Here is a 20,168-nt window from a genome sequence, read left to right on the forward strand (position 1 = left end):
TTACATGCGTGCTTACTTTGGCTTCCTGCGCGACCTGTGGTACGGAATCTCGGTCGTGCTCATGACGGGCTTCGCGGCGTTCGTGCTGTTGGTCGCGGGAATGGCGTTGGTTGGCATTCGGCTAGATGCGGCGACGGAACCTGCCCCGACCCGCCCGCTTACTCGCGACGCCACGATTCAGGCGGAGTTGGACTACGCCCGCGGCGCATTGGTGAAGGAGCGGGCGGCGCACACGGAAACGCAACTGCAACTGGACATCGTGCGGCGAACCGCGATTTGGTTCCCGCCCAAGCCTATGGGCGCAGAGGCGGACGACCTGATTCCGGCAACACGACTACCCACCATCCCGGAGTGTCAGCCATGAGCCGTCATTGGGACGCTTTGACCAAAAAGCCTGAGCCGGCTGCGGCACCCGAGCCGGACGAGTTCAGCAAGCTCGACCCAGACGACCAGATCTACCTCACGTGGTGGGTGACGGGTGGGCGCCCGGTGGTGGACCTGCCCGAGATGTATGCGGGCGCGGATGATGTGATTTCGGAGCAACGCGCGGCGTGAGCCGCAGGATTGAGGGGGCTTATTCAACGACAACCCCGACCACACTCTCCGCCAGAAAGGAGTGGTCGGGGTCATCAGGAGGATTCAACAATGTATTCGCCCGGCAGCGGGTCTCATTTGTACGTCGTCCAGATACGTTTCGGGAAAAAGTACCGCGAACATGTCGGCTCGTATCAGTCGCACGACTTCTATGACGCCAAGGACTTCGCGTTTCGTGTCGATCGGTGGCTCAAGCGAGACTTCGCGTTCGACCTGCCCCCCGAGGTTATCTCGCTGCCGGACGAACTGGCTGCGGCGGGTGTGCCCCCGCGGTTGTGCGTGGTAGAGGTGCTCGCGCTCCGCGAGGTCGCACCCGGGCGCTACGACACGAACGGCGAGGTGATGTGCCAAGTCCACGACATCACCGATGACGACGACTGCGACGAACTGGAAGACACAGCCATTATTTCTGACCAGGAGCGGCGGGGTGAACTGGTGATGGTCACTGCGGAGGTCAGGTAGCGAACCGGTGGCGGAGCCCGAGTAGTCGCTTGGGGCCGGGCTCCAGAGAAGAGGCGAGCTGCGGAGGCTCCGCCACCACGATTCACGCACCGATGCGCGTGAGGGGTTTGGGAGACGCGATTCGGTGTTCCAGCGCTGTGCCCCGTGGCGCGTGAAAGTGAACGGGGAATCGGTCGTGCAAACCACGGCGCTTTAGACGCAGCGTCATGTTGAGCGAGCCAGCGCTCGGGAGCCGCGACCGTACTGGCGCACGCAGGAGACGAGAACATGTAACGCGCGGCTTGACCGAAGCCAAAAGCCAACCGCGTCCCCAGATGCGGCGGGCACTGGTTGCGAGTCTGAGAACGAGGATTCGCCGGGTGGTCCTGTGTGGCTCGACACCCGGCACTTATGCGACGTGACCACTGCAATCATCCGTCCAGGTCGGTTGCAGTTGTCTCCCCCGGACTCGTTGTCCGGGCGTCGCACCTGGGGCAGTGTTTCGGAATCAGCCGGCCCAGCGCAGTGGTCACCCACAAGCGGGGTCAACACCGGCATAAGCGGGTTCGACTCCCGTCTGCTCCACTCCAACGAGGGTCGCATCATGAGCCGCAAACACAAACTGCGTCGCACGGACATCAAGTGGCGGGAAGACCCGGTTACGCACGAGGTAACCGCGGAGCTGCACGACGACCACTTTCGCGCCCGTCAGCGGGGCATTGCAGTCATCGAGAACTGGCTCGCGACTATCCCGAGCACGCTCAACCGTGACCAGTTGGTTATCGAGGTCATCATGATGCTTGAGGGCAAGGTGGCTCATACGAGCGTAATACCCGTCAAGGAGGACGCAGCATGAACCACTCTCAATGTGTCACCACCGCCCTTGATGACCTCTGCCGCCGCGCAGGGGTCAGCCCCACCGACGGCTCGGACGAGGCGGGCGACCGCGTGTGGGACGTACTGGAGCGCGAGGTGAAGTGGGATTCGGACGGGCGCGTTGTCAACTGCCCGCTGAACACGTGGCTCTGTGCGGTGACGGGGTTAGAGCACGCGGTGGTCACGCACAACAGTGTCTATGTGCATCGCGTCTGTCATGTGCCTCTGTCGCCTGCGATGGTTGCGGCGGTCAAGGCTTACGACACGAAGCGGCGTGGGATACGGAGGGCGGCAGCGTGAGTATTGAATTACCGACGGAAAATGAGCCGGTGAGGGTAATGTGCGGGGAGTCGCTCGACCTACTTCGCGGTTTACCAGACGCCATCTTCGACGCGGTCATTACGGACCCACCGTATTCCTCTGGTGGATTGACTCGTGGTGACCGCACGCAGAGCGTCTCGACCAAGTACGTGCAGACTGGCAGCGAGCGGTTCGGCTCTGCAGACTTCGATGGTGACAATCGAGACCAGCGATCCTGGAGCTATTGGTGCCAATTGTGGCTGTCCGAGTGCCTACGGGTGACCAAGCCGGGCGGGTACATTCTCGCTTTCACGGACTGGCGCCAACTGCCCACTTTGACTGACGCAGTACAAGCGGGTGGGTGGGTGTGGCGGGGGCTCATTTCGTGGGACAAAGGGCCGTCTGCCCGCGCTCCGGCGCCGCACTACTTCCGCCACCAATGCGAATACGTCGTGTGGGGCACCCGTGGACCGAGTTCGCCCCGCGCGGATTGGCCCCCTGAGGGGAAAGGGTGCTACCCCGGTAGCTATTCGCACAGTGTTAAGCAAGACGACAAGTTCCACGTCACGGGCAAGCCGACGCCGTTAATGCGAGACCTCGTATTCTGTGTGCCTCCTGGTGGGCTCATCCTCGACCCGTTTGGAGGCTCCGGTACCACCGCAGTTGGTGCGGCTCTTGAAGGTAGGCGGTGTGTAACGTTCGAGCAAAAGCCCGATTACTGCGACGTAATCCGTGAGCGTGTTGCTCACGCGACGAGTGGCAAACGGGGCTCTTTGTTTGCTCCGACAGTGCAGCCCCGGCTCTTTGACCCGGAGGCAGCATGACCTTTCCCTGGCGGCTCATCGCGTTGGGCTACGGCTCGGCGGCTCTGCTCGCTGCGTTGGCGGGCAGGCGGCATCAGCGGAGGTTCTACCGGTGAAGCGGCGAAAGCGGAACCGCGCCCTCGTGAAGACGCAGGTGATTCACGCGCTACGCGCGGCTCAATCCCCGCTGTCCACACGAGACTTAGCCGCGCTGTGTGCGTCGGATCGGTCTCAACCGTCGTGGGTGACGCTGGCGGTTCTAGTGAAGTTGGAACAGTCGCGCGTGGTCGTGCGGCACCCGCCAACACCACAAGGTGAAGGGCGCCCGGCGTGGCGCTGGTCACTGCGAGTCGGTTCCCCGGGCGTGTGTAAGGCTGCGTAATGATTCACAGGAGGTGTGAGACATGAGAACGAGAGTCTATATAGCTGGCCCGCTAACAAAGGGCGGATTGTGCGAGAACATCAACCGCGCAACGGAGGCGTTCATCGTTTTGGCGAAAGCGGGATTCGCTCCGTTGTGCCCTCACTGGTCGGTTTACGCGAAACCATGTCGCCCACGTGATTTCGTACTCAACCCCATCACCCAGGCTTACGAATGGGTGCAGAGTAAATCGGAGTGCGTCTGTATTGGCACCCCAAACGGCAACGACCGGATGACTTACGACGAGTGGCTCAGCGTTGATTTGCCTTGGGTTGCGGCGTCCGATGCGCTCCTACGTTTGCCCGGTGAGAGTACGGGCGCGGACCTCGAAGAATCCTGCGCTCGCGACCACAAAATCCCGGTATTTCACGACATCGAATCACTCATCTTGCATTTCGGTGCAAAGGTGGCGGCGTAATGGAGTACCCCGAACGCGAGACGATGGAAACACTCGTCTGCTGCATCGACGCGGACTCGTTCTGTTGCGTCGACGATTACGAAATGCGTGTCGTCATCCGCGACGACACCGAAGTGAAGCTAGAGGAGTCGCACTTGCAGGAACTGGTGCGGCGCGAGTGGCTCGAACTGGTGGACGTGCCCGACGGTAAGGGCGGCACGGTGTTCATGATTAACGTGACACAAGCCGGTCAATACTGGGGCGCGAAGTGGTACGACGAGGACTGCAAGCAGCGCCGGCGCCCTGCGCGCAAGGGACCGCTCGCGATGGGAGGACGAAGGTGAGCATCCGCGTCGTCACCGGCTCGTGCCTCGATGTGCTGCCCACTCTCGCCGAGTGCTCGGTGGACCTCATCGCTACCGACCCGCCGTTTAACATCGGCTTCCACTACGACGTGTACCAAGACAAGCGGTCGCGTGCGGACTACCTCGCGTTCGTGGACCAGTGGTTGCGCGAGGCGGTACGGGTGCTGTCCCCGGTCGGCTCGATGTGGGTGGCGATCGGCGACGAGTACGCGGCGGAGTACAAGGTGCGGCTCGACGCGCTCGGACTGACGATGCGGAACTGGTGCATCTGGCACTACACGTTTGGTACGCACCAGAAAAAGAAGTTCGGACGCGACCACACGCACCTGTTGTACTTTGTTCGCGACCCGAACCGGTTCACGTTCAACGCGGACCTGGTGCGGGTGGAGAGCGAGCGCCAGCGGGCCGGGGACAAGCGTGCCGACCCGCGCGGGCGGGTGCCGGGCGACGTGTGGCACTTCCCGCGGCTCCCGGGCAACGCGAAGGAGCGCACGGGGCACCCCTGCCAGATGCCGGAATCAGTGTTGGAACGCATCGTCCTTGCGTGCAGCCACGAGGGGGATTTGGTGCTCGACCCGTTCGCGGGGAGCGGGACCACGCTTGCTGTGGCTCAGCGCCTCGACCGCGAGGCTATCGGCATCGAGCTGAGCGCTGACTACGCGGCACGGATTGAGGAGCGACTTGCGCGGGACCATCATCGCCTCGAAGCAGAATCGACCGCGGCGCGCGAATACGTGATGACGCACTCGCGGACCAGTGCGGACCTACCGAACACTGACGCCGCGTAACGAGGGAGCCAATGACGGTGACGGCGCTACTTCTTCCGTTTCCTCTTTGGGGAATCAGGTTTCGGGCCGGGCTTCTTTTCATACACGGCTCCGGGCGCCGGGCCTCGTTTGGGTGGCTCGTATTCCATGCCGACGTAGCCGGCTATGAGTTGAGTGACACGCCCGGAAGTAGACTCGCCCGCGGCGGCAGTCTTTTCGGTTAGAGCTTCGAGAATCGGGTCGGGAACCTCAACAGAGAGGAACGTGTGACCATCCTTCTTACGCGGCATCCCGTGCGACCTCCGTTAACGGCACACCAGTAGTGTAGCGTCCCTTATTTGTTCTTCCGGAAAATATTTTCGGAATTCCAGCGACACGCTCTTGCATAGTTGTTGTTCCGGAATTACATTTACGTCAGATAAGTGAGCCGCACGCCGGAGACGACGATGGAAACCGCCAACATCATGGGTCGCCAGGTCGTCTGCGTCCGCCGCCCGCACGGGCTGGTCACGCGGCTGGATGCGGTGTGCTCGCCGAACGCGCTCGACGCTCAGGCGAAATGCCGTGAAGTGGCGGCGCGGGGCATGGCGTGTGAAGTCGTGAAGATGGGGCGGACGTACTACGTGGTGGTCCGCTAAACAACGAACCGGAGTCAGTCATGGTCGAAGTCAACGTGTGGGTAGTGGTCCACGAGGACGGCGAGTACACGATTCACGGCAGTGCCGACGAGGTGACGCACCCGGACGGGATGGCGTCGCGTGTGGTGAAGGTGACGGTCAATGTGCCGGCGCCGAAGCCGGTGGAGTTGGTCGCGACGGTGGCGGATGAGGTTGGTACCGGCGACCTTCAGTTCGCGTGGACGACACACCGGGGCGGGCCACGGTGACCCGCCCGGCCTTCACCCCGAACCGAGGATGCGAGCGATGAGCGACCGGGCTTTTTGGCGCAAGCTGTTTCGCAAGCAGAACAGCTATGCGGACGGTCGCGAAACCAAGAAGGGCGACTCGGTTTGGACCTATAGGTACACCACGAACGGTTTATCAAAATTAACCGGAACGGTGTCCGAGGTTGGATCCGGTGCCGTCCGTGTACTGTGGACTAAGAGGCAAAAAATCGGCGTCTGGACACTGTCAAAGACGTGCTACCTAATCTCCCGTGCGAAGTCTTGACCCCCAACGACGCGGCCCGGGGGTGACACCAATCACCTCCGGGCCACTTCCCCCACCTGCTGTGACAGGAGAGAGCCATGCCAGTTTACACCGACCTACTCGCCCCGACCAAGAGCGAACGCCACGGCGCGTTCACCTGGGCACCTGCCGAGGACAACGCCACCAGCCCTGTCGCTGGCGTGCTGACCATCACGGGCAAGCGAAGTCACTGCCGGTACCGCGTGGAGGAGCATCCCGCCGACGAACCTGGGCGCGCGTTCGTGCTGCGGAAGCTGGATGTGGGTAGTGACCGCACCGAGGGGCATTATGGTTGCTTCCTCGCGGCGGAGGTCGGGTTCGACGTGTGCGATTGCCGGGGCTTTGTCTCGACGCGGAACTGCAAGCACCTGAGCAGCCTCCGCCAGTTGACGGAAGCCGAGAAGCTGTAACTATTTGTCACAAAAACGCTGCCTGCCTACAAGTGTGCGTGAACACCTAGGCAGGTGGTGGGAAGCCGACGCACTGTGTGAGCGACTTAGCCTATCCCTCGAACGTGTCACAGGAACCTCGACATGACCCCGCCCCTCATCCGCATGCCCAACGGCGATGCGATACGTGCCGACCAAGTCGTCGGTGTGCGCGCCCTTGGGCAACAGGGATTGCCCGACCGAAGTGATGACCCGCGGGTCATTATCGACACGCCGAATGGCTGCTTCTGTCACGAGACGGGCAGCATGGAGCGTGCCCACGCCGAACGCGATCGCATCATCGCGGAGGTCAACGCCGCGACCGGTGGCGCCGTGGCTGAGCCGACCGTGGTGGTGACCACGACTCCAGCCTAGCCCCACCCCACAGCGCGCTCGCCGGGAGCGCCCACGGGACCGCGTTCGAGTCGCGGGCGCTGTGCTGTACCAGTGTGTTGGCGCGTGATGGGGTTAGTTCCCCCGTTGCAAGCGAAGATGCTTGTTCCCAACAACGAATCAGGACGAGGTGCTTTCGTGACCCTGGCCGAAGCTATCCAAGCGAACGACCTCTTAGCTGTTGCTCGGCACTATCTCGCCGCGGGCCTGTCGGTGATTCCCGTTCACGCGGACGGCTCGAAGGCGCCCAAGTTCGGCGCGTGGACCAGGTACGGTGACAACCCGCCGACACAGGCCGAATTGGTGGAGTGGTTCGGTCGCGGAGCCAAGGGCGGCATTGGCATTCCCGGCGGCCCTGCTTCGGGCAATCTGACCGTCCTCGACGTTGAAACGGCAGAGGCGTGGGACGCATGGTTGGCGCTCGTCCCGCCGGAGCAGACCGCCTACGTCCTATCGTGCCCCCTCGTGCGAACACCGGGTGGCGGCGCTCACCTGTACGTGCGGCTCGAGCTGCCCACGCGCGGGGTCACCCTGGCCGAGCGCCCCAACGGCACCGATGACCGCGGCCGCCCCAAGTACAAGACGCTGATTGAGACCCGCGCGCACGGGGAACAGGTTTTGGCCCCAGGGTGCCCGCCGGAGTGCCACCCGTCCGGTTTGTCCTACCGGTGGGAGCGCCTCGCGTGGGTGGATGGTGGCTCAGCCGAACCGGTCCCGCTCGACGTGTGGGTCGAGTGGATGGAAAAGGCGACCACGCTGACCCAAGTGCAACGCCCCCAGAAAGAGCGCCGACCGGACACGCGGGCGCGCGGCGTCGCTTCGGCCGACGACCCGGGTACCGACTTTAACTACCGGGGTACGTGGGAAGAGACGGGCTTGTTCGGCTCCGGCTGGTCGTGGGCGCGTGATTTCGGCGACGACCGGGGCATGGTGTGCCGCCCCGGGAAAAGTAGCGGGATCAGCGGGACGATCGGTATCGTGTCGAGCCGGGACCACGGGTGGCCCCTGTTCCACTGTTTCACTACCAACGGAGCGCCGTTCGAGGGTCGAAAGAGTTACAGCCGGTTCGCCGTTTTCGCGATTCTGGAACACGGGTCGGACTTCAAGGCCGCCGCGAAGGCCCTCCGGGCTATGGGCTACGGCAAACAGGACCGCCCCGAGCCGGTGGTGAGTTGGCGCAACACGACCGACCACACGGCTCCAGAAGGGGCCGGGCGCGGGTTCAAGTGGGCGAGCGAACTCGCAGCCCCTCCGAAAGCGGACGATTGGATCTGGGAAGGGTACTTGCCCCGCGGGGCCGTGGCGCTCCTGTCTGCTCTCTGGAAGGCCGGGAAGACGACTCTACTTTCGCACCTCTTGCGCGCGTGCGGCGACGGCGGGACTTTTTTGGGGAAGCCCCTCAAGGCATCGAAGGTGCTGTACGTCTCCGAGGAGGGCGAGCGCCACTGGGTGCGGCGCCGGGACACGTTGGGGCTGAACGACAACGTGGGGTTCTACCTCCAGCCGTTCCCCACCCGCCCGCTGCAAGCCGGCTGGCTCGGGTTCGTGAGCCAACTCAAGGCCGATGTCGAGAACCACGCATTTGACCTGGTGGTGTTCGACACGCTCGCGAAGCTGTGGCCGGTGCAGGAAGAGAACGACGCCAGCGCGGTGGACGCCGCGCTCATGCCCCTGTGGGAGGTGACCCGGGCGGGCGCCGGCGTGCTCCTCATTCACCACTTGCGCAAGTCCGGCGGTCAAGAGTACACGGGCTCACGCGGTTCGGGCGCGCTCTCCGCCTTCCCCGACATCCTGATTGAACTGACCCGATTCGACGCGGCCGACGCCAAGGACCGCAAACGGGTGCTGCGCGCGAAGGGGCGGTACGAAGAGACCCCCGACGAACTCGTTATCGAACTGGTGAACGGCGAGTATGTCGCGGTCGCGGATACCGCAAGCGACGAGCCGCGCCCCATCATCGGGGCGAACGGCGCGCCAGGCGTTCCAATTGCGAGCTTCGGAGCAAGTGAAGGGGAGGCGGTAATTATTCGTGTTCTGTCAGAATGGCCGGAAGTGTGGATGCAGTCCGATGACATCAAGGGCAGCCTACGAGCGATTGACTCGGGCATGAGAGACAGCGACGTGAGCGAGTACCTGACAGGCCTTTATTTCAAGCGGCAAGTTGTTCGCCGTGGAACACTTAGGAGCAAAACGAATCCGCAGATGTTCGCCTTGGCGTCCCGGGCATCATCTCATGCCGCCCCTGTGTCTCAGCGGGCACGAGATGTCGGGCATGAGATGTTGGACGGGTCGGAGGACGATGGCGTATCTCATGCCCACATCTCATGCCCACCTGACACAGGGGCGGCATGAGATATCGGGCATGAGATGTGACCGACAATGCGGATTATTGAGTACATTCCGCCGATGTGTAAAAGGCGGATATCGAAGCCCGGAAGCTGCGGGATGTCCCCGTGGCGGGCGTGTTGAAGAGAGGGAGTGTTAGAGCGATGTCATTCAATCTGAAAGCGAACAAGGGACAGGGCGGCGCGGAACGTGAACAGGTGCCGGCCGGGAACGCGCCGGCGGTCCTCGTCGCCCTTGTGGACTGCGGGAGCCAGCACGACGAGTTCCAGGGCAAGGCGTCGTGGCGGCGTAATGTTCTTCTCGTGTGGGAACTGCCCACCAAAAAAAAGAAAGACGGCAAGAGCCACACCATCGACGCTGTGGTGACGATGAGCCTGAACGAAAAGGCCAAACTCCGCAAGTGGGCGGAGTCAATGATGAACGCCAAGATCAGCGACGGGGCCGACTTCGACATTACGACTCTCGTCGGCAAGGCGTGTCTGGTGAGTGTGCTTCACAACGAGAAGGGGTACGCTCGCGTCGAGGCCGTCACCGGGTACCCGGACGGGATGCCGCCCCCGACGGCGACACTGGCGCCGTTCGTGTGCGGCTTGGATGAGTTCCAGGCCGGGTCGAAGCCGCTCCCCGAGTGGGTGCCTTGGCAATGGTCCAAGGCGCTCGGGCAGCGTGTCAGCCCCGGCGACTACATCCGCGCGTGCAAGGAGATCGCCGGCGACGGCTCCCGGCCGCAAGTGCCTGCGGGCGCGCACGCGGGCGCCGGATCTAGTGCGGACCCCATCCCTTTCTAGGCGGCGCCGTCGGGGACGTGCTGGTAACGGGGCACGCGATGTCCCGTTACCGCGAACGGTTCGACCCGAGCGCTTCGGTCGCGGATGTCGCTGAATCGCTCGGCGCGGCGGATCGGGCGCCCGACTGGGTGGTCGAAGCGTTCGAGCCGAGTACGCCCGACGGCGTGGAACTGTGGGTTCTGGGTGACGTTGTTTTTGCGGTCGCGCCTCGAACGGTGGTCCAGTTCGGGGGCGAACGGTTCGGCCCTTCTCGCGTAATAACGACGGTCTTGATGCTCGAATGGGCTGCGTGACATGGATGCGCTCAAAGACTTGTTCATCCAGATACGAGCCGTTCGCGACTGCGAGAGCGTTCGTGCGCTCCTCTTTGACTGTTGGGGAGTCGCGCAATCGAATGGCGAAGCGGCGGCCGTAATTCACGCCCGCATGCTTCTCAAAGCAATTGTCGAACACGACCGGGAGCGGCTCGCCCGGTCGGTGTTCGGTCGATGGCCCACGGAAGCGGAATTGGACCAGCGGGCTCGCATCCAATCGCGGGTCGCGGGCACACACACGGAGGCGGCATGAGCGACAATCGCGACTGGCTGATTCTCAGTCTGAAGTGGTCGAAAGGCGACTGGTTCAAGTGGTACCGCACCGCGTCCGCCGGCTACACGTCGAGTCTGCTCCACGCCGGCCGGTTCACGGAGGAAGAGGCGCGCGGCGAGCAGACGCGGTGCCCCGAACACTGCCTCGCGGTCCACATCGACCACGTCGCCAAGATATCACAGCCGCAATTGGTGCTGCTGAACGACGGGCGCACGCTGAAGAAACTCAGGCGGCTATCGAACCGAAAGGTGGGTGCCGCATGAGCGAACGCGATGCTTTCATCGCTCGCATCTGTGCCGAGCCGGATGAAGACTCGCACAGGCTTGTGTTTGCCGACTGGCTTGATGAGCACGGGGAGCCGGAGCGGGCGGAGTTCATCCGCCTTCAAATTGCCGGTGTTGCACCGGACTGGTTAGCCGAGTCGGAGTCAATCAGCCCCACGACGCACCAGCAAAAGCTACACCCGTTTGCAGTATCTGAATGGCGCCTGTGTGGGTGGAACCCGCAAATAGAGTGTGTGGCGTACCAGAGGCCTTACGACGAGACGAGCGACCGCACTGTGTTCAATGTGAAACTGTCCCGCGGCTTCGTCTCCGAAATCCACCTCCCCTGTGCGTCGTTCATCGCGAAAGGGTTCGCGGCGGACCTGTTCCGGCGGCAGCCTGTGACGCGGGTGGTGCTGACGGATAAGAGGCCCGACGAGACTCCAGGAAGTGCCGAGTCGCCAGCCTACGCCGGTCAACGCGACACATTTGATTGGTGCCGAGAATCGATGTTTGGGAGCCCCGCTGTCGTTTGGTCCTATGTCCTCCCCGATTTCGTGTACGACAAAATCAAAGAGCAGCACCCGCAACACGAAGTGACCGAAGGCAGCATTTTGGAGTTCAAGACAGAACACGAAGGGCTAGCGGCCCTGAGCGACGCGCTAGTCGCATGGGCTCGCAACCAAGCCGGTCTGCCCGCGTGGGCACCGGCGACACGGGAGGTGGTGTGATGGCTGAAGTGATTAAGAAAGAACGGATGTTCCCGCTGCAAACCAGTCGCACGGCGCCGGCCGGTCCGCGACAGATTCCGTGGAGTGTGGCTGAAGTGGCTTACGGCGAGTACACCCGCTTGTACGGGTCAAGCCAGTCCCTTGAGCGGCTCGCGGAGCGTGGCGGGTTTGGCTGGTGCGAGATGGATAGCCTGCACCCCAAATGGAGAGAGGAGGTTAACGAAATTAACTCTCTCCGCGAGCAGGTCGCCAAGCTCCAGCGGTTCAAGGACTACGTCCACAGCCGTCTTGATGCCGCCGGCGTGCCGACTGACCCTGAGTCGTCGCACAAGGCAGAGGGGTGCCGGATTGGTGGGCGATTGGATGTGCTCATCGGCGAGCGGGACCGGTTGCGGGAGTGCGTGGGCAAGATTGACGTTGGTGGCATTATCGAAAGCGTAAATGAAATCGCAAGTTTCTACGGCGACGCTGGAGACCAGTACGGTTTACCGGTCCACGATAAGCGGGCTTGGTGCGAGATACGCGACGCGATTTGGACCGACATTCGGCGCCCGTTCATAGCAGCCGAACTGCTCGCGGCGATCGAGCCGAAGACGGAGGGCGAGTGAGATGCCGAAGCGGGTTCAACTCAAGCGAACCAAGGGTTGGAAGAAACCGCCTGAGTGTGTCGTCGTCGCCAGACCGACGGTATTCGGGAACCCGTGGTCCCTCAAGGATGCCACCGCAAGCGGACTGTTTACTCCAGAGGGTGCCGCGGAGATTTGCGTCAACGAGTTTCGGGCGTGGCTCACACGCGACCAAAGCCTTCCCATTTGCCGCGAGAGCGAGATTCTCGTTCGCCTCAAGAGTCGTCGCGATGAATTGCTGAAGCACCTGCCCGAACTCAAGGGTAGGGACTTGGCGTGCTGGTGCCCGGAAGGTTCGCCGTGTCACGCGGACGTGTTGTTGGAGATGGCTAACAGGGAGTAACACCGTGGGCATCTCACCCGAGCACCCGGCTATCCAGCAAGCCCTGTCGCGGGGTCTCATCACCGGCTGCGCTGCGGTACCGAAAGCGAAGCGTGAGAAACCCGACCTCGTTGCACCCGAGCACGAACACGGGAGCCGCGATGGGGTGCGGTACTCGCGATGGCTGGTCCCACTTCACGTGGTCGCGGGGGACAACGCGCGGGGGATGCGGGCGAAAATTGGGCGGGCCGGTCACGAGCGCCGCGTTACCTCGCAGGCGCTGTCTCGCACCCTACGCGCGCTGTCGCCTTTCGCGGAATCGGCTCAGGCGGGTCACCGGGTCATCTGCACGCTGACGCGCGTGGGCGGACGCGAGATGGACTACGCGAACGTAGTGGCTGCAATGAAGTACGTTCAAGATACTGTTGCAATGTTCCTTGGTGTCGACGACGGGCCACGCGGACCTGTGCAGTGGGTCTACGACCAAAAGCCCGGTGGACCTGTGGGCGTCCGCATCCAGATACAGGCAGCATAACCGGCGCATCCGCGCGTTGCCCGCTAACGCCATCCGCTGCGTACTGATGGCGCACGAACTGATTGAGACTACGTCGGGGCGTTTGGGGTGGCGTTCTCGCAATGGCGGCGAAACTGTGCGACATGGAGGCAAATACGATGACTGACCCCACACTCGCGGCGCTGTCCGCCGCAATCGCCGCGCACCCGGACGAGCCGGTGCCGCGCGAGCAGTACAAGGACGGGCTCCAGGAGATCGCCGACGAGGGCGACGAGGATGCACGGGCGAGGTTGGCTTTTGTGCGATGTCAGGAAGCTATCCCAGCACTGAAAGCAGCCGGGCACGGCGACGCATGCGAGGTCGTAAACGGTCTCCGGAGACGCAACGGCATAGGGTCGCAAGCTCTACCGCACTGCAATGAGTGCCAAGACCTCCAGTTCTTCGAGCACCGTGAACGCGAACTACTCGCCGCCCACGAGCACGAGTGGCGGCGAATCGGGGTGTGCGAGGCGTGTGGTGGTGAAGGGAGCTGCGAGGATTGGAAGGCGCACACCTCCAGTCTCTGCCTCACATGCGGTGGCACGGGCGATGTCGGTGGTCTATTGCTACCACCACTTCCGTCGCAGGTGCTCAACACCGGCGAACACTGGCGCCACCGCGTCGACTTCGTCCGCGGGCACATCACGACGGTGTACGCGACGCTGGCGGAGGTGTTCAAGCGGCGACGATTCAAGTGCGGACAGTGCGGTGACAGCGAACCGAATCTGATGTCCGATACGTGCCCGAGGTGCGGCTCCAGCGAGTTGCAATCGCCCGGCGACTGGCACCCGACCCCGCGGGCGATGGCGTGGGTGCGGGCGTTCCCGGTGACGGGGGTGGTACTGACGGACCGGGTGCCGTACCACATCGGTTACGGGCACGCTTGGTTCAACGCGGACCGATTGCGACCCAATCTTTCTGTTCCTTCAGATTGCCAACTCCCATCTGTAATTTTCGCTGCACTACCACAAGAGCCGCACGGCGGTAGAGCCGCGAACGGACGGTATGTGGTAGACGAAAGATTTGTAGCTGAGCCCACCCGCGACCTCGCCACCGCCGCACTGTCCCGCGCCGTCGCCCAGGTACTCAGAGCGCACGTCGCACGTCGCACGGGAGGTGGTAGCGATGAAATGTAGACGAACCGATTATGAGGACAAAAGTATCGTGTGGCGCCACTGCATGCGGTGTGGGTACAGATGGTTGGGTTGGGCCATCGTCTACTCCGAGTTGTGTAGCGGGTGCCGACGGAAGGACGCTGAGGCGGTCGCACAAACAATAATAGATACCGCTGAGGTATCGCACGAGGCCAAGGAATGACCGTTCCCGCCCACGTATACGCTGCCGCCGTCCGAGCCTACACCCTCGCGTCTACCGACCTGTTCGCCGACGATGAGGCCGTGCGACTGTGGGCACGCGAGCGCTGGCCGCAAGTGGACGTGGACAACGGCTGGCCGTGTCAGGTCGTGTTCTGGGTGATGAGCATTGCCGCACAAGATGGGCACGGGTGAGGGTGCCAAGTTACCCCGGTGGGTGAGAAGATAGGCGTGTATGTCTGAGCCCGTTCCAGCCCTGACACCTCAGCAGCAGCGGTTCATCGAGGAGTACGCGAAGGACAAGAACCAAGTTCGCGCTGCCCTCGCTGCCGGTCTGTCAGATAGCTATTTTGCTGCTGCTCAAGCCGCGCGCGCGCTCCTCAAAAACCCTCAAATCCGCAACGCCGTTAAACACGTATTTCGTGTACAAGCGAAGCGTTTGAAGATGGAGATTCCCGACGTCATTCGGGAATGGGCGATTCTCGGTAAGTCTGACCTCGATGACTACGAGTTGACTGACAAGGGGCGCATCACGACTCGCCCGGGTGTACCCCGAAGCGCGCTTCGGGCGGTCAAGAAGGTCAAAATCACACGCACCGAAAAACTGACCGGGCGCGGCGACTCGCAGGAACTTACCGTTGAGTACCGGGCGGAAATTGAACTGCACGCGAAGGAAGGTCCGTTAGCGAAGTTGCACGAACACTTGCACGGTGTGTTGCCGGGCGAAACGAAAGGTTCGGGGGTGTCAGTTGAACTGGCTACGCGAATCCTTGCCAGCATCGGTACTCGAGGCGCTGACGTTGGAGGATCTGGAGGCGGTGCGGTCCCAGACGCCGTGGGCGCCGAACCCGGGACCACAGAGCCTTGCGTACCTGAGTGACGCGGACGAGTTGTATTATGGCGGTGCGGCAGGCGGTGGCAAAACGCAGCTCGCGATCGGTCTCGCAATCACCGCGCACCGCGATTCGCTCATCTTGCGGCGCCGCGCGGTGGATGCCAAATCGCTCTCCAAAGCCATCAAAGGCCTCAACTGTGGCTCATGGAAGTGGAACGGCAGTGGGGGCGAGTTGCGTACCACAGATGGTCGCACGGTCGAAGTAGGCGGGTGCGAACACATCGGCGACGAGAGCAAGTACCAAGGTAACCCGCACGACCTGATTGTGTTCGACGAACTCCCGCACTTCGCGGAGTCGCAGTACACGTTCATTATCGGATGGAACCGCCCGCTCGACCCGCGTAAGAACCCCGACCAGCGGTGCCGCGTAGTATGCCCTGGAAACCCGCCCACCGACCCTGAAGGTGAGTGGGTGCTGCGTCGGTGGCGCGCGTGGATGCCCGGCGCCGAGCGGCCCGCCAAGCCGGGCGAACTGCGCTGGTACACGACCATTGCGGGCGAAGAAATCGAGTGCGAGACGGGCGCGACCATAATTCACAAGGATGTCGCGTACACGCCGCGCAGCCGCACATTCATCCCCGCGCGGCTCGAGGACAATCCCGACCTGATGCGGACGGGTTACGCGGCGACGCTCGAATCGATGCCCGAGCCGTTGCGGTCGATGCTCCGGCACGGCGACATGATGGCGTCGCGCCAGGACGATCGGTGGCAACTCGTGCCGACCAAATGGGTTCACGAAGCGAACAAGAGGTGGCTAGCGCGAAAGGACAAGCCCGGTACGCTCCGCTCGCTGGGCGTAGACGTCGCGATGATGGGTGCGGACCAGACCGCGATTGCGGTTCGGCACGGCGAAAAAGAACCCGAGCGCGGCGCTACCATAGGGCGCATCGTGAAGCGCAAGGGCAAGGACACGCCGGACGGTCAGGCAATCGTGGCACTGCTCATGAGCACAAGTTGGGGCGAAGATGGCGAGCAGAAGTGCCAGACGAACATTGACGCTATCGGCATCGGCAAGAGCGCTGTGGACGTCGCGAAGGTGATGGGGCTGAAGAACATTAATCCCATTGTGGTGTCAAACTCCTCTCACTGGCGCGACCCGCGGTTTCCCGCAATGAAGTTCATGAACGTGCGCGCTGCTATGATGTGGCGCGTGCGTAGTCTGCTCGACCCGGAAGGCGGGCCGCCCGAAACGCGACTCGCACTGCCGCCCGACCCGGAGCTGATGGCAGACCTGACCGCCCCGCGGTATTCGATGAAGGTGGGCGGACTCGCGGTCGAATCAAAAGAAGACATCCGTGAGCGTATCGGGCGATCTACGGACGTGGGGGACGCGGTGGCGCTGGCGTGCTGGGTGCAGGCTCAACCAGTGGTCGCGATTGTGTAGGGGGTGCTGGGATGAGCGCGAACGCGGTCCGATTGCATGGCTACATTTCCGTGGTTGTCGCTGCGCACCCCACAGCGACTTGCATTCGCTGCGAGTATTCCAAGCGATGGTACGTTGTATTGCCGGGCGGCGTGCCCCTGAGTGATTACGCGGACACGCCGTATCTCGCGTGGAAGAGTGCGGCAAAGAGGATGCCCAATGACCGACCTTGACCGCCTACTCGCTGCGGTACTCGCGCACCCGGACGAGGACACGCCTCGCCTGATGTACGCCGACGAACTCGATGCACAGGGGCAGCACGAGCGGGCGGAGTTTATTCGGCTCCAACTCGGTCCTGACCCGATGTGTGTTCGAGTCAGGGACTTGTGTGAACAGTACCAGCAGAAGTGGTTTCTTGGCCCCCGACCGTGGGATCGGATTAAAGGCGCTTGGGTGTCTGATTTTCAGTGGTACAATGGGCAAACCCCAATCGGTGAAGTATCTCGCGGATTCGTGTTCAAGTTTATCGGGTCAGCGGATCATTGGCTCACCCGCGCCGACGCCATCCTCGCGCAGCACCCCGTGCGCGAGGTGAGGCTGACGACGATGCCGGAGGTTAAGTTCGAGTACATGGGCGGGGATGTGCCTCGTTTCGTCCATTTGCCCGGGCGATACTCTCAGAAAGTGCCTTGTTTTTCCGGATGGACCGCACGGGGGTATGCTAGCACGGCTCTTGAGGGGGCATGGCCCGACATCAAGTTCGAGTTGCCGGGGTCTCGCGTCGAGCGATTTGATGAACTAAACGAAATGCTTCGGCGCATTCGCGATGCGGCCCCATCTGTAGCGACATAGCCCCGCAAGTTCCCCCATAGCCCCGCAAAATCGGGGCTATGGCAGGCACCAGCCTATTCCCAGAGCCGTACCGCGAGCCCGAGCGCGACCCCGTGCAGTTGCAGCAGGGCTCGCTCTACTTGTATAGTGTCCGTCACCCGCCGCCCGGTTCGTGGACCGATAACCGACTCGAACAAGCCAACCACTATCGCGGGCTCATCTTCCTCGCGCTCGACGCGGTGCAGGAAGCGATTGCGTCGGCCGCCGTGTGCTGCGAGAAGCAACAGCGCCGCGACCGGACCACGTTCGGCGCTGGTGCCGTCAGCTACGTCAAGGCGCTGTCTGAAACGGGCGGCGCTGGTAGCGACGAGGACTACGCACCGGTACACGACCACCCACTCGCGGAACTCATCAACTGTCCGAACAAGCACGACACGTTCGGCTCGCTGCTCAGTTACGGGACGATGCAGTGGGGACTCACGGGCAACGGACCGTTTTGGTTCGTCCCGGGCAAAAATCACAACCGACCCGTCGAGCTGTACCCGCTCGTTGAGCCGCTATTGCAAGTCAACAGCGCGCCGAGCCTCCAATATCCGGAGGGTTCGTGGCGCGTCACGCCGTATTACCCGAACGGGACCGGGTGGGCCTACGGCGGGTTGGCGAACCGGGTCGCGTACAGTGCGATTCTGCCCGGCGCCGAAGTGCGCAAGATGCAGTCCCCGCACCCGCTCACCCGCACCGATGGGTACTCGCGCCTGACCGCGTGCGGCGTGCAGTTCGACATCATGGAGGCGATCGACAAGAGCCGCCACGCCGCGTTCATGCACGGCACGCGCATCGGCACGCTAGTGCAGTTGCCACCGGGCATGGGCGAGGATGCGGTTCAGGCGGTCTCGGCGCAGTTCACGCAAAAGTACGCAGGCGCGGACAAGGCGGGCATTACCGCGGTTGTCAGCGGAACGCCCGACGGCAAGAACGGGCTGGACGTCAAACAGCTTAACGAATCACCCCGCGAGATGGACTACGCGCAGTCGTGGGAACAGGCGGTCAAGTTCGTTCTCGCCGCGTTCGGCACCCCGCCGTCTATCACCGGGCTGAATCCGTCCACGGGGTACGCGGAGTTCTATGCGGCCCAGACGCAGTTCCACTACCGGCTCTCGCAACTAGCCCGGCGGTGGAGCGACTTCTTCACCCGCACACTCGCCTGGCCGTGGTCGCGGCGGCGCGGCGAGTACCGCATCAAAATCGAGGTACCGAAGCCTCGCAACGACGAGGCGAAACAACAACTCGTGCTGCAACTCGCGCAAATGGGCGTGATGCTCACGAACGAGGTAAGGCAGTTCGCGGACCTCAAGCCCGTGCGGTACGGCGACCTCCCGCCCCCGCTGTTCGTGCAGAAGATTCAGGGCGAAGAGTTCCCGGAGTCGGTGCAGCAGCCAGGCATGCCGAACGACGTGGACGGCGCCACCCTGCCAGATGCGGAGGGGGCAGAAGACCGGCCCGCAGACGACCAGGGCGACGAGACGCAGAACGCCGTGACCGCGGCGGCGCTGGAGACGCTCGGTGTGCCGCAGGACGACCAAGGCGACGACAGCGTGCAAAAGGCGATGCGACAGAAGCGGCAAGAGGGGCAGGTATGGACCGGCAATGACGGGCTCAAATACACGAAGCGCAACGGCAAAATCATCCTCGCTCCGCACCCGGCGGGCGCTGACGGGCGGTACCCGTCGCGGCACGACGGTGCGACTTACGCGAACGAGGGCGACCGCGACAGTGACGACCGCCACTTTGCTCGCGAACGGCGCGGCGCGCAGAACCAACTCGACAAGGTTCGTGCCGCTCTTACCGACGCGATGAAGCGGCACGACGCCAAGCAATCGCACATCGAGCAATTGCGCCAACAACTCGCCGCGGCAACGAAGCGGTCGAACCGGGCACAGGCGAAGCTAGGCCGCCCCGAAGCGAACGCAGTCGCGCAACCCGTATCGCCACCCGCACCCGCGAACCACGACCGCCTCGCGTCGGCGCTGCTCAATGGGCAGCCCGCGGTGCGGCTGTTCACCGCGGGCAACGGCCCCGTTCAGGGGCACACAATCCGCGACGGCGCGGGCTTGCAGCGGTTCGTCGCGGCGGGCGGCGTGCTGCCGGATGTGGTGTACCAGCGCGCCGCGCAGAAGGTGCAGGCGACCACGCCACAGGCTCAACAGACGATCTCTACCGCAGACCAATGGGCGGCGACGCAAGCAAACCGCCACGCCGACCGCGTTGCCCAGCACTTCGGCATTACGCGCGAACGCGCCCACGCGCTGCTCGTTAGCGCGATTCGAGCGACGGCGGCACACGCGGCGAAGAACGGCGGCGCGATGCCGAACGTGACCATTCGCGACAAGCAGACCGGGAAGACCGCGAAGCTGTCCGCGAAGCCGAAAGGTCCGACGTCAGGCGCGCCACCGAAACCGAGCAACCCCGCGGGCAAGGGCAGCCTGCCTGAGCGACCGCAAGGCGCGCGGGTCAGGAAGGGCGTGCGCCCGGAGTTCGCGGCGCTGGTGGCGAAACTAACTCAGAAGGGGTGATGGG

The 20,168-nt window shown here is 63.2% G+C and carries 28 protein-coding genes; 27 read left to right on the forward strand and 1 reads right to left on the reverse strand.

The window, feature by feature from the left end; all coding sequences use genetic code 11:
- The first annotated feature begins 4 nt into the window (after positions 1-4).
- From VT84_RS13360 to VT84_RS13405, 9 genes are all read left to right on the forward strand, one after another.
- The gene (locus VT84_RS13360; RefSeq protein WP_082839888.1) at positions 5-364 is read left to right on the forward strand and encodes a hypothetical protein; all 360 of its coding nucleotides are present in this window, start codon (positions 5-7) and stop codon (positions 362-364) included.
- Positions 361-555, forward strand: a complete 195-nt coding sequence (locus VT84_RS13365) for a hypothetical protein (RefSeq protein ID WP_082839889.1) — start codon at positions 361-363, stop codon at positions 553-555. The genes VT84_RS13360 and VT84_RS13365 overlap by 4 nt, the downstream gene beginning before the upstream one ends.
- Positions 556-645: 90 nt before the next feature.
- Positions 646-1,056 (forward strand): hypothetical protein, encoded by a 411-nt coding sequence (locus VT84_RS13370; RefSeq protein ID WP_082839890.1) that lies wholly within the window; start codon positions 646-648, stop codon positions 1,054-1,056.
- Between the two features lie 583 nt (positions 1,057-1,639).
- On the forward strand, positions 1,640-1,891 hold the full coding sequence (locus VT84_RS13375; RefSeq protein WP_082839891.1) for a hypothetical protein: 252 nt from the start codon (positions 1,640-1,642) through the stop codon (positions 1,889-1,891).
- The gene (locus VT84_RS13380; RefSeq protein ID WP_082839892.1) at positions 1,888-2,211 is read left to right on the forward strand and encodes a hypothetical protein; all 324 of its coding nucleotides are present in this window, start codon (positions 1,888-1,890) and stop codon (positions 2,209-2,211) included. The genes VT84_RS13375 and VT84_RS13380 overlap by 4 nt, the downstream gene beginning before the upstream one ends.
- A 38-nt stretch (positions 2,212-2,249) precedes the next feature.
- Positions 2,250-3,035 carry a DNA-methyltransferase gene (locus tag VT84_RS13385; protein WP_082843289.1) on the forward strand — a complete coding sequence of 262 codons (786 nt, stop codon included), beginning with the start codon at positions 2,250-2,252 and terminating at the stop codon, positions 3,033-3,035.
- A 91-nt stretch (positions 3,036-3,126) separates the two neighbouring features.
- Positions 3,127-3,396: a hypothetical protein gene (locus tag VT84_RS13390; RefSeq protein ID WP_082839893.1), complete on the forward strand. Its 270-nt coding sequence runs from the start codon at positions 3,127-3,129 to the stop codon at positions 3,394-3,396.
- A 456-nt stretch (positions 3,397-3,852) separates the two neighbouring features.
- Entirely contained in the window at positions 3,853-4,176 is a 324-nt protein-coding gene (locus VT84_RS13400) for a hypothetical protein (protein WP_082839895.1), read from the forward strand.
- A complete protein-coding gene (locus VT84_RS13405) occupies positions 4,173-4,985 on the forward strand; it encodes a DNA-methyltransferase (RefSeq protein WP_157469485.1) in 813 nt (270 codons plus the stop codon). Before VT84_RS13400 ends, VT84_RS13405 begins: the two co-directional genes overlap by 4 nt.
- 26 nt (positions 4,986-5,011) lie before the next feature.
- Here the strand turns inward: VT84_RS13405 and VT84_RS13410 are convergent, their stop codons facing one another.
- Positions 5,012-5,254 carry a hypothetical protein gene (locus VT84_RS13410; protein ID WP_082839897.1) on the reverse strand — a complete coding sequence of 81 codons (243 nt, stop codon included), beginning with the start codon at positions 5,252-5,254 and terminating at the stop codon, positions 5,012-5,014.
- Between the two features lie 156 nt (positions 5,255-5,410).
- Between VT84_RS13410 and VT84_RS13415 the strand changes: the two genes are divergently transcribed.
- The 18 genes from VT84_RS13415 to VT84_RS13505 all read left to right on the forward strand — a co-directional run bounded on the left by VT84_RS13415 (position 5,411) and on the right by VT84_RS13505 (position 20,164).
- Positions 5,411-5,602, forward strand: coding sequence for a hypothetical protein (locus VT84_RS13415; RefSeq protein WP_082839898.1), 192 nt, complete (start codon positions 5,411-5,413; stop codon positions 5,600-5,602).
- A gap of 20 nt (positions 5,603-5,622) precedes the next feature.
- Entirely contained in the window at positions 5,623-5,850 is a 228-nt protein-coding gene (locus VT84_RS13420; RefSeq protein WP_082839899.1) for a hypothetical protein, read from the forward strand.
- A 360-nt stretch (positions 5,851-6,210) separates the two neighbouring features.
- Positions 6,211-6,561 (forward strand): hypothetical protein, encoded by a 351-nt coding sequence (locus VT84_RS13425; protein WP_082839900.1) that lies wholly within the window; start codon positions 6,211-6,213, stop codon positions 6,559-6,561.
- Between the two features lie 123 nt (positions 6,562-6,684).
- Positions 6,685-6,954: a hypothetical protein gene (locus VT84_RS13430; protein WP_082839901.1), complete on the forward strand. Its 270-nt coding sequence runs from the start codon at positions 6,685-6,687 to the stop codon at positions 6,952-6,954.
- A gap of 156 nt (positions 6,955-7,110) precedes the next feature.
- Positions 7,111-9,324: an AAA family ATPase gene (locus VT84_RS13435; protein WP_162271694.1), complete on the forward strand. Its 2,214-nt coding sequence runs from the start codon at positions 7,111-7,113 to the stop codon at positions 9,322-9,324.
- Positions 9,325-9,461: 137 nt separating this feature from the next.
- Positions 9,462-10,106, forward strand: a complete 645-nt coding sequence (locus VT84_RS13440; protein WP_082839903.1) for a phage replication initiation protein, NGO0469 family — start codon at positions 9,462-9,464, stop codon at positions 10,104-10,106.
- Between the two features lie 38 nt (positions 10,107-10,144).
- Positions 10,145-10,399, forward strand: a complete 255-nt coding sequence (locus VT84_RS13445) for a hypothetical protein (RefSeq protein ID WP_082839904.1) — start codon at positions 10,145-10,147, stop codon at positions 10,397-10,399.
- A 270-nt stretch (positions 10,400-10,669) separates the two neighbouring features.
- Positions 10,670-10,957: a hypothetical protein gene (locus VT84_RS13455; RefSeq protein WP_082839906.1), complete on the forward strand. Its 288-nt coding sequence runs from the start codon at positions 10,670-10,672 to the stop codon at positions 10,955-10,957.
- Positions 10,954-11,688 (forward strand): TIGR02996 domain-containing protein, encoded by a 735-nt coding sequence (locus VT84_RS13460; protein ID WP_082839907.1) that lies wholly within the window; start codon positions 10,954-10,956, stop codon positions 11,686-11,688. The genes VT84_RS13455 and VT84_RS13460 overlap by 4 nt, the downstream gene beginning before the upstream one ends.
- Complete coding sequence (locus VT84_RS13465; RefSeq protein WP_082839908.1) at positions 11,688-12,296, forward strand: hypothetical protein; 609 nt, start codon at positions 11,688-11,690, stop codon at positions 12,294-12,296. Before VT84_RS13460 ends, VT84_RS13465 begins: the two co-directional genes overlap by 1 nt.
- Before the next feature lies 1 nt (position 12,297).
- Positions 12,298-12,657, forward strand: coding sequence for a DUF4326 domain-containing protein (locus tag VT84_RS13470; RefSeq protein ID WP_082839909.1), 360 nt, complete (start codon positions 12,298-12,300; stop codon positions 12,655-12,657).
- A gap of 4 nt (positions 12,658-12,661) precedes the next feature.
- Positions 12,662-13,171 (forward strand): hypothetical protein, encoded by a 510-nt coding sequence (locus VT84_RS13475; protein ID WP_082839910.1) that lies wholly within the window; start codon positions 12,662-12,664, stop codon positions 13,169-13,171.
- A gap of 137 nt (positions 13,172-13,308) precedes the next feature.
- The gene (locus tag VT84_RS13480) at positions 13,309-14,325 is read left to right on the forward strand and encodes a hypothetical protein (protein ID WP_157469486.1); all 1,017 of its coding nucleotides are present in this window, start codon (positions 13,309-13,311) and stop codon (positions 14,323-14,325) included.
- Positions 14,326-14,502: 177 nt separating this feature from the next.
- Positions 14,503-14,697, forward strand: coding sequence for a hypothetical protein (locus VT84_RS13485; protein ID WP_082839912.1), 195 nt, complete (start codon positions 14,503-14,505; stop codon positions 14,695-14,697).
- A gap of 40 nt (positions 14,698-14,737) precedes the next feature.
- Positions 14,738-15,382: a terminase small subunit gene (locus tag VT84_RS13490; protein WP_082839913.1), complete on the forward strand. Its 645-nt coding sequence runs from the start codon at positions 14,738-14,740 to the stop codon at positions 15,380-15,382.
- Positions 15,321-16,781 (forward strand): hypothetical protein, encoded by a 1,461-nt coding sequence (locus tag VT84_RS13495; RefSeq protein ID WP_082839914.1) that lies wholly within the window; start codon positions 15,321-15,323, stop codon positions 16,779-16,781. Before VT84_RS13490 ends, VT84_RS13495 begins: the two co-directional genes overlap by 62 nt.
- Positions 16,782-16,979: 198 nt before the next feature.
- Positions 16,980-17,612 (forward strand): TIGR02996 domain-containing protein, encoded by a 633-nt coding sequence (locus tag VT84_RS13500; protein ID WP_082839915.1) that lies wholly within the window; start codon positions 16,980-16,982, stop codon positions 17,610-17,612.
- A gap of 38 nt (positions 17,613-17,650) precedes the next feature.
- Positions 17,651-20,164 (forward strand): phage portal protein, encoded by a 2,514-nt coding sequence (locus tag VT84_RS13505; RefSeq protein ID WP_082839916.1) that lies wholly within the window; start codon positions 17,651-17,653, stop codon positions 20,162-20,164.
- Positions 20,165-20,168: the final 4 nt, after the last annotated feature.

This window comes from Gemmata sp. SH-PL17, from assembly GCF_001610855.1.
Lineage (GTDB): Bacteria > Planctomycetota > Planctomycetia > Gemmatales > Gemmataceae > Gemmata > Gemmata massiliana.

Coding starts and splice junctions, on each gene's coding strand:
- VT84_RS13470 (WP_082839909.1), top strand. CDS start 12,298: ATGCCGAAGCGGGTTCAACTCAAGCGAACCAAGGGTTGGAAGAAACCG.
- VT84_RS13465 (WP_082839908.1), top strand. CDS start 11,688: ATGGCTGAAGTGATTAAGAAAGAACGGATGTTCCCGCTGCAAACCAGT.
- VT84_RS13440 (WP_082839903.1), top strand. CDS start 9,462: ATGTCATTCAATCTGAAAGCGAACAAGGGACAGGGCGGCGCGGAACGT.
- VT84_RS13490 (WP_082839913.1), top strand. CDS start 14,738: ATGTCTGAGCCCGTTCCAGCCCTGACACCTCAGCAGCAGCGGTTCATC.
- VT84_RS13480 (WP_157469486.1), top strand. CDS start 13,309: ATGACTGACCCCACACTCGCGGCGCTGTCCGCCGCAATCGCCGCGCAC.
- VT84_RS13400 (WP_082839895.1), top strand. CDS start 3,853: ATGGAGTACCCCGAACGCGAGACGATGGAAACACTCGTCTGCTGCATC.
- VT84_RS13365 (WP_082839889.1), top strand. CDS start 361: ATGAGCCGTCATTGGGACGCTTTGACCAAAAAGCCTGAGCCGGCTGCG.
- VT84_RS13425 (WP_082839900.1), top strand. CDS start 6,211: ATGCCAGTTTACACCGACCTACTCGCCCCGACCAAGAGCGAACGCCAC.
- VT84_RS13410 (WP_082839897.1), bottom strand. CDS start 5,254: ATGCCGCGTAAGAAGGATGGTCACACGTTCCTCTCTGTTGAGGTTCCC.
- VT84_RS13500 (WP_082839915.1), top strand. CDS start 16,980: ATGACCGACCTTGACCGCCTACTCGCTGCGGTACTCGCGCACCCGGAC.
- VT84_RS13420 (WP_082839899.1), top strand. CDS start 5,623: ATGGTCGAAGTCAACGTGTGGGTAGTGGTCCACGAGGACGGCGAGTAC.
- VT84_RS13385 (WP_082843289.1), top strand. CDS start 2,250: ATGTGCGGGGAGTCGCTCGACCTACTTCGCGGTTTACCAGACGCCATC.
- VT84_RS13455 (WP_082839906.1), top strand. CDS start 10,670: ATGAGCGACAATCGCGACTGGCTGATTCTCAGTCTGAAGTGGTCGAAA.
- VT84_RS13445 (WP_082839904.1), top strand. CDS start 10,145: ATGTCCCGTTACCGCGAACGGTTCGACCCGAGCGCTTCGGTCGCGGAT.
- VT84_RS13485 (WP_082839912.1), top strand. CDS start 14,503: ATGACCGTTCCCGCCCACGTATACGCTGCCGCCGTCCGAGCCTACACC.
- VT84_RS13360 (WP_082839888.1), top strand. CDS start 5: ATGCGTGCTTACTTTGGCTTCCTGCGCGACCTGTGGTACGGAATCTCG.
- VT84_RS13370 (WP_082839890.1), top strand. CDS start 646: ATGTATTCGCCCGGCAGCGGGTCTCATTTGTACGTCGTCCAGATACGT.
- VT84_RS13460 (WP_082839907.1), top strand. CDS start 10,954: ATGAGCGAACGCGATGCTTTCATCGCTCGCATCTGTGCCGAGCCGGAT.
- VT84_RS13375 (WP_082839891.1), top strand. CDS start 1,640: ATGAGCCGCAAACACAAACTGCGTCGCACGGACATCAAGTGGCGGGAA.
- VT84_RS13505 (WP_082839916.1), top strand. CDS start 17,651: ATGGCAGGCACCAGCCTATTCCCAGAGCCGTACCGCGAGCCCGAGCGC.
- VT84_RS13415 (WP_082839898.1), top strand. CDS start 5,411: ATGGAAACCGCCAACATCATGGGTCGCCAGGTCGTCTGCGTCCGCCGC.
- VT84_RS13430 (WP_082839901.1), top strand. CDS start 6,685: ATGACCCCGCCCCTCATCCGCATGCCCAACGGCGATGCGATACGTGCC.
- VT84_RS13380 (WP_082839892.1), top strand. CDS start 1,888: ATGAACCACTCTCAATGTGTCACCACCGCCCTTGATGACCTCTGCCGC.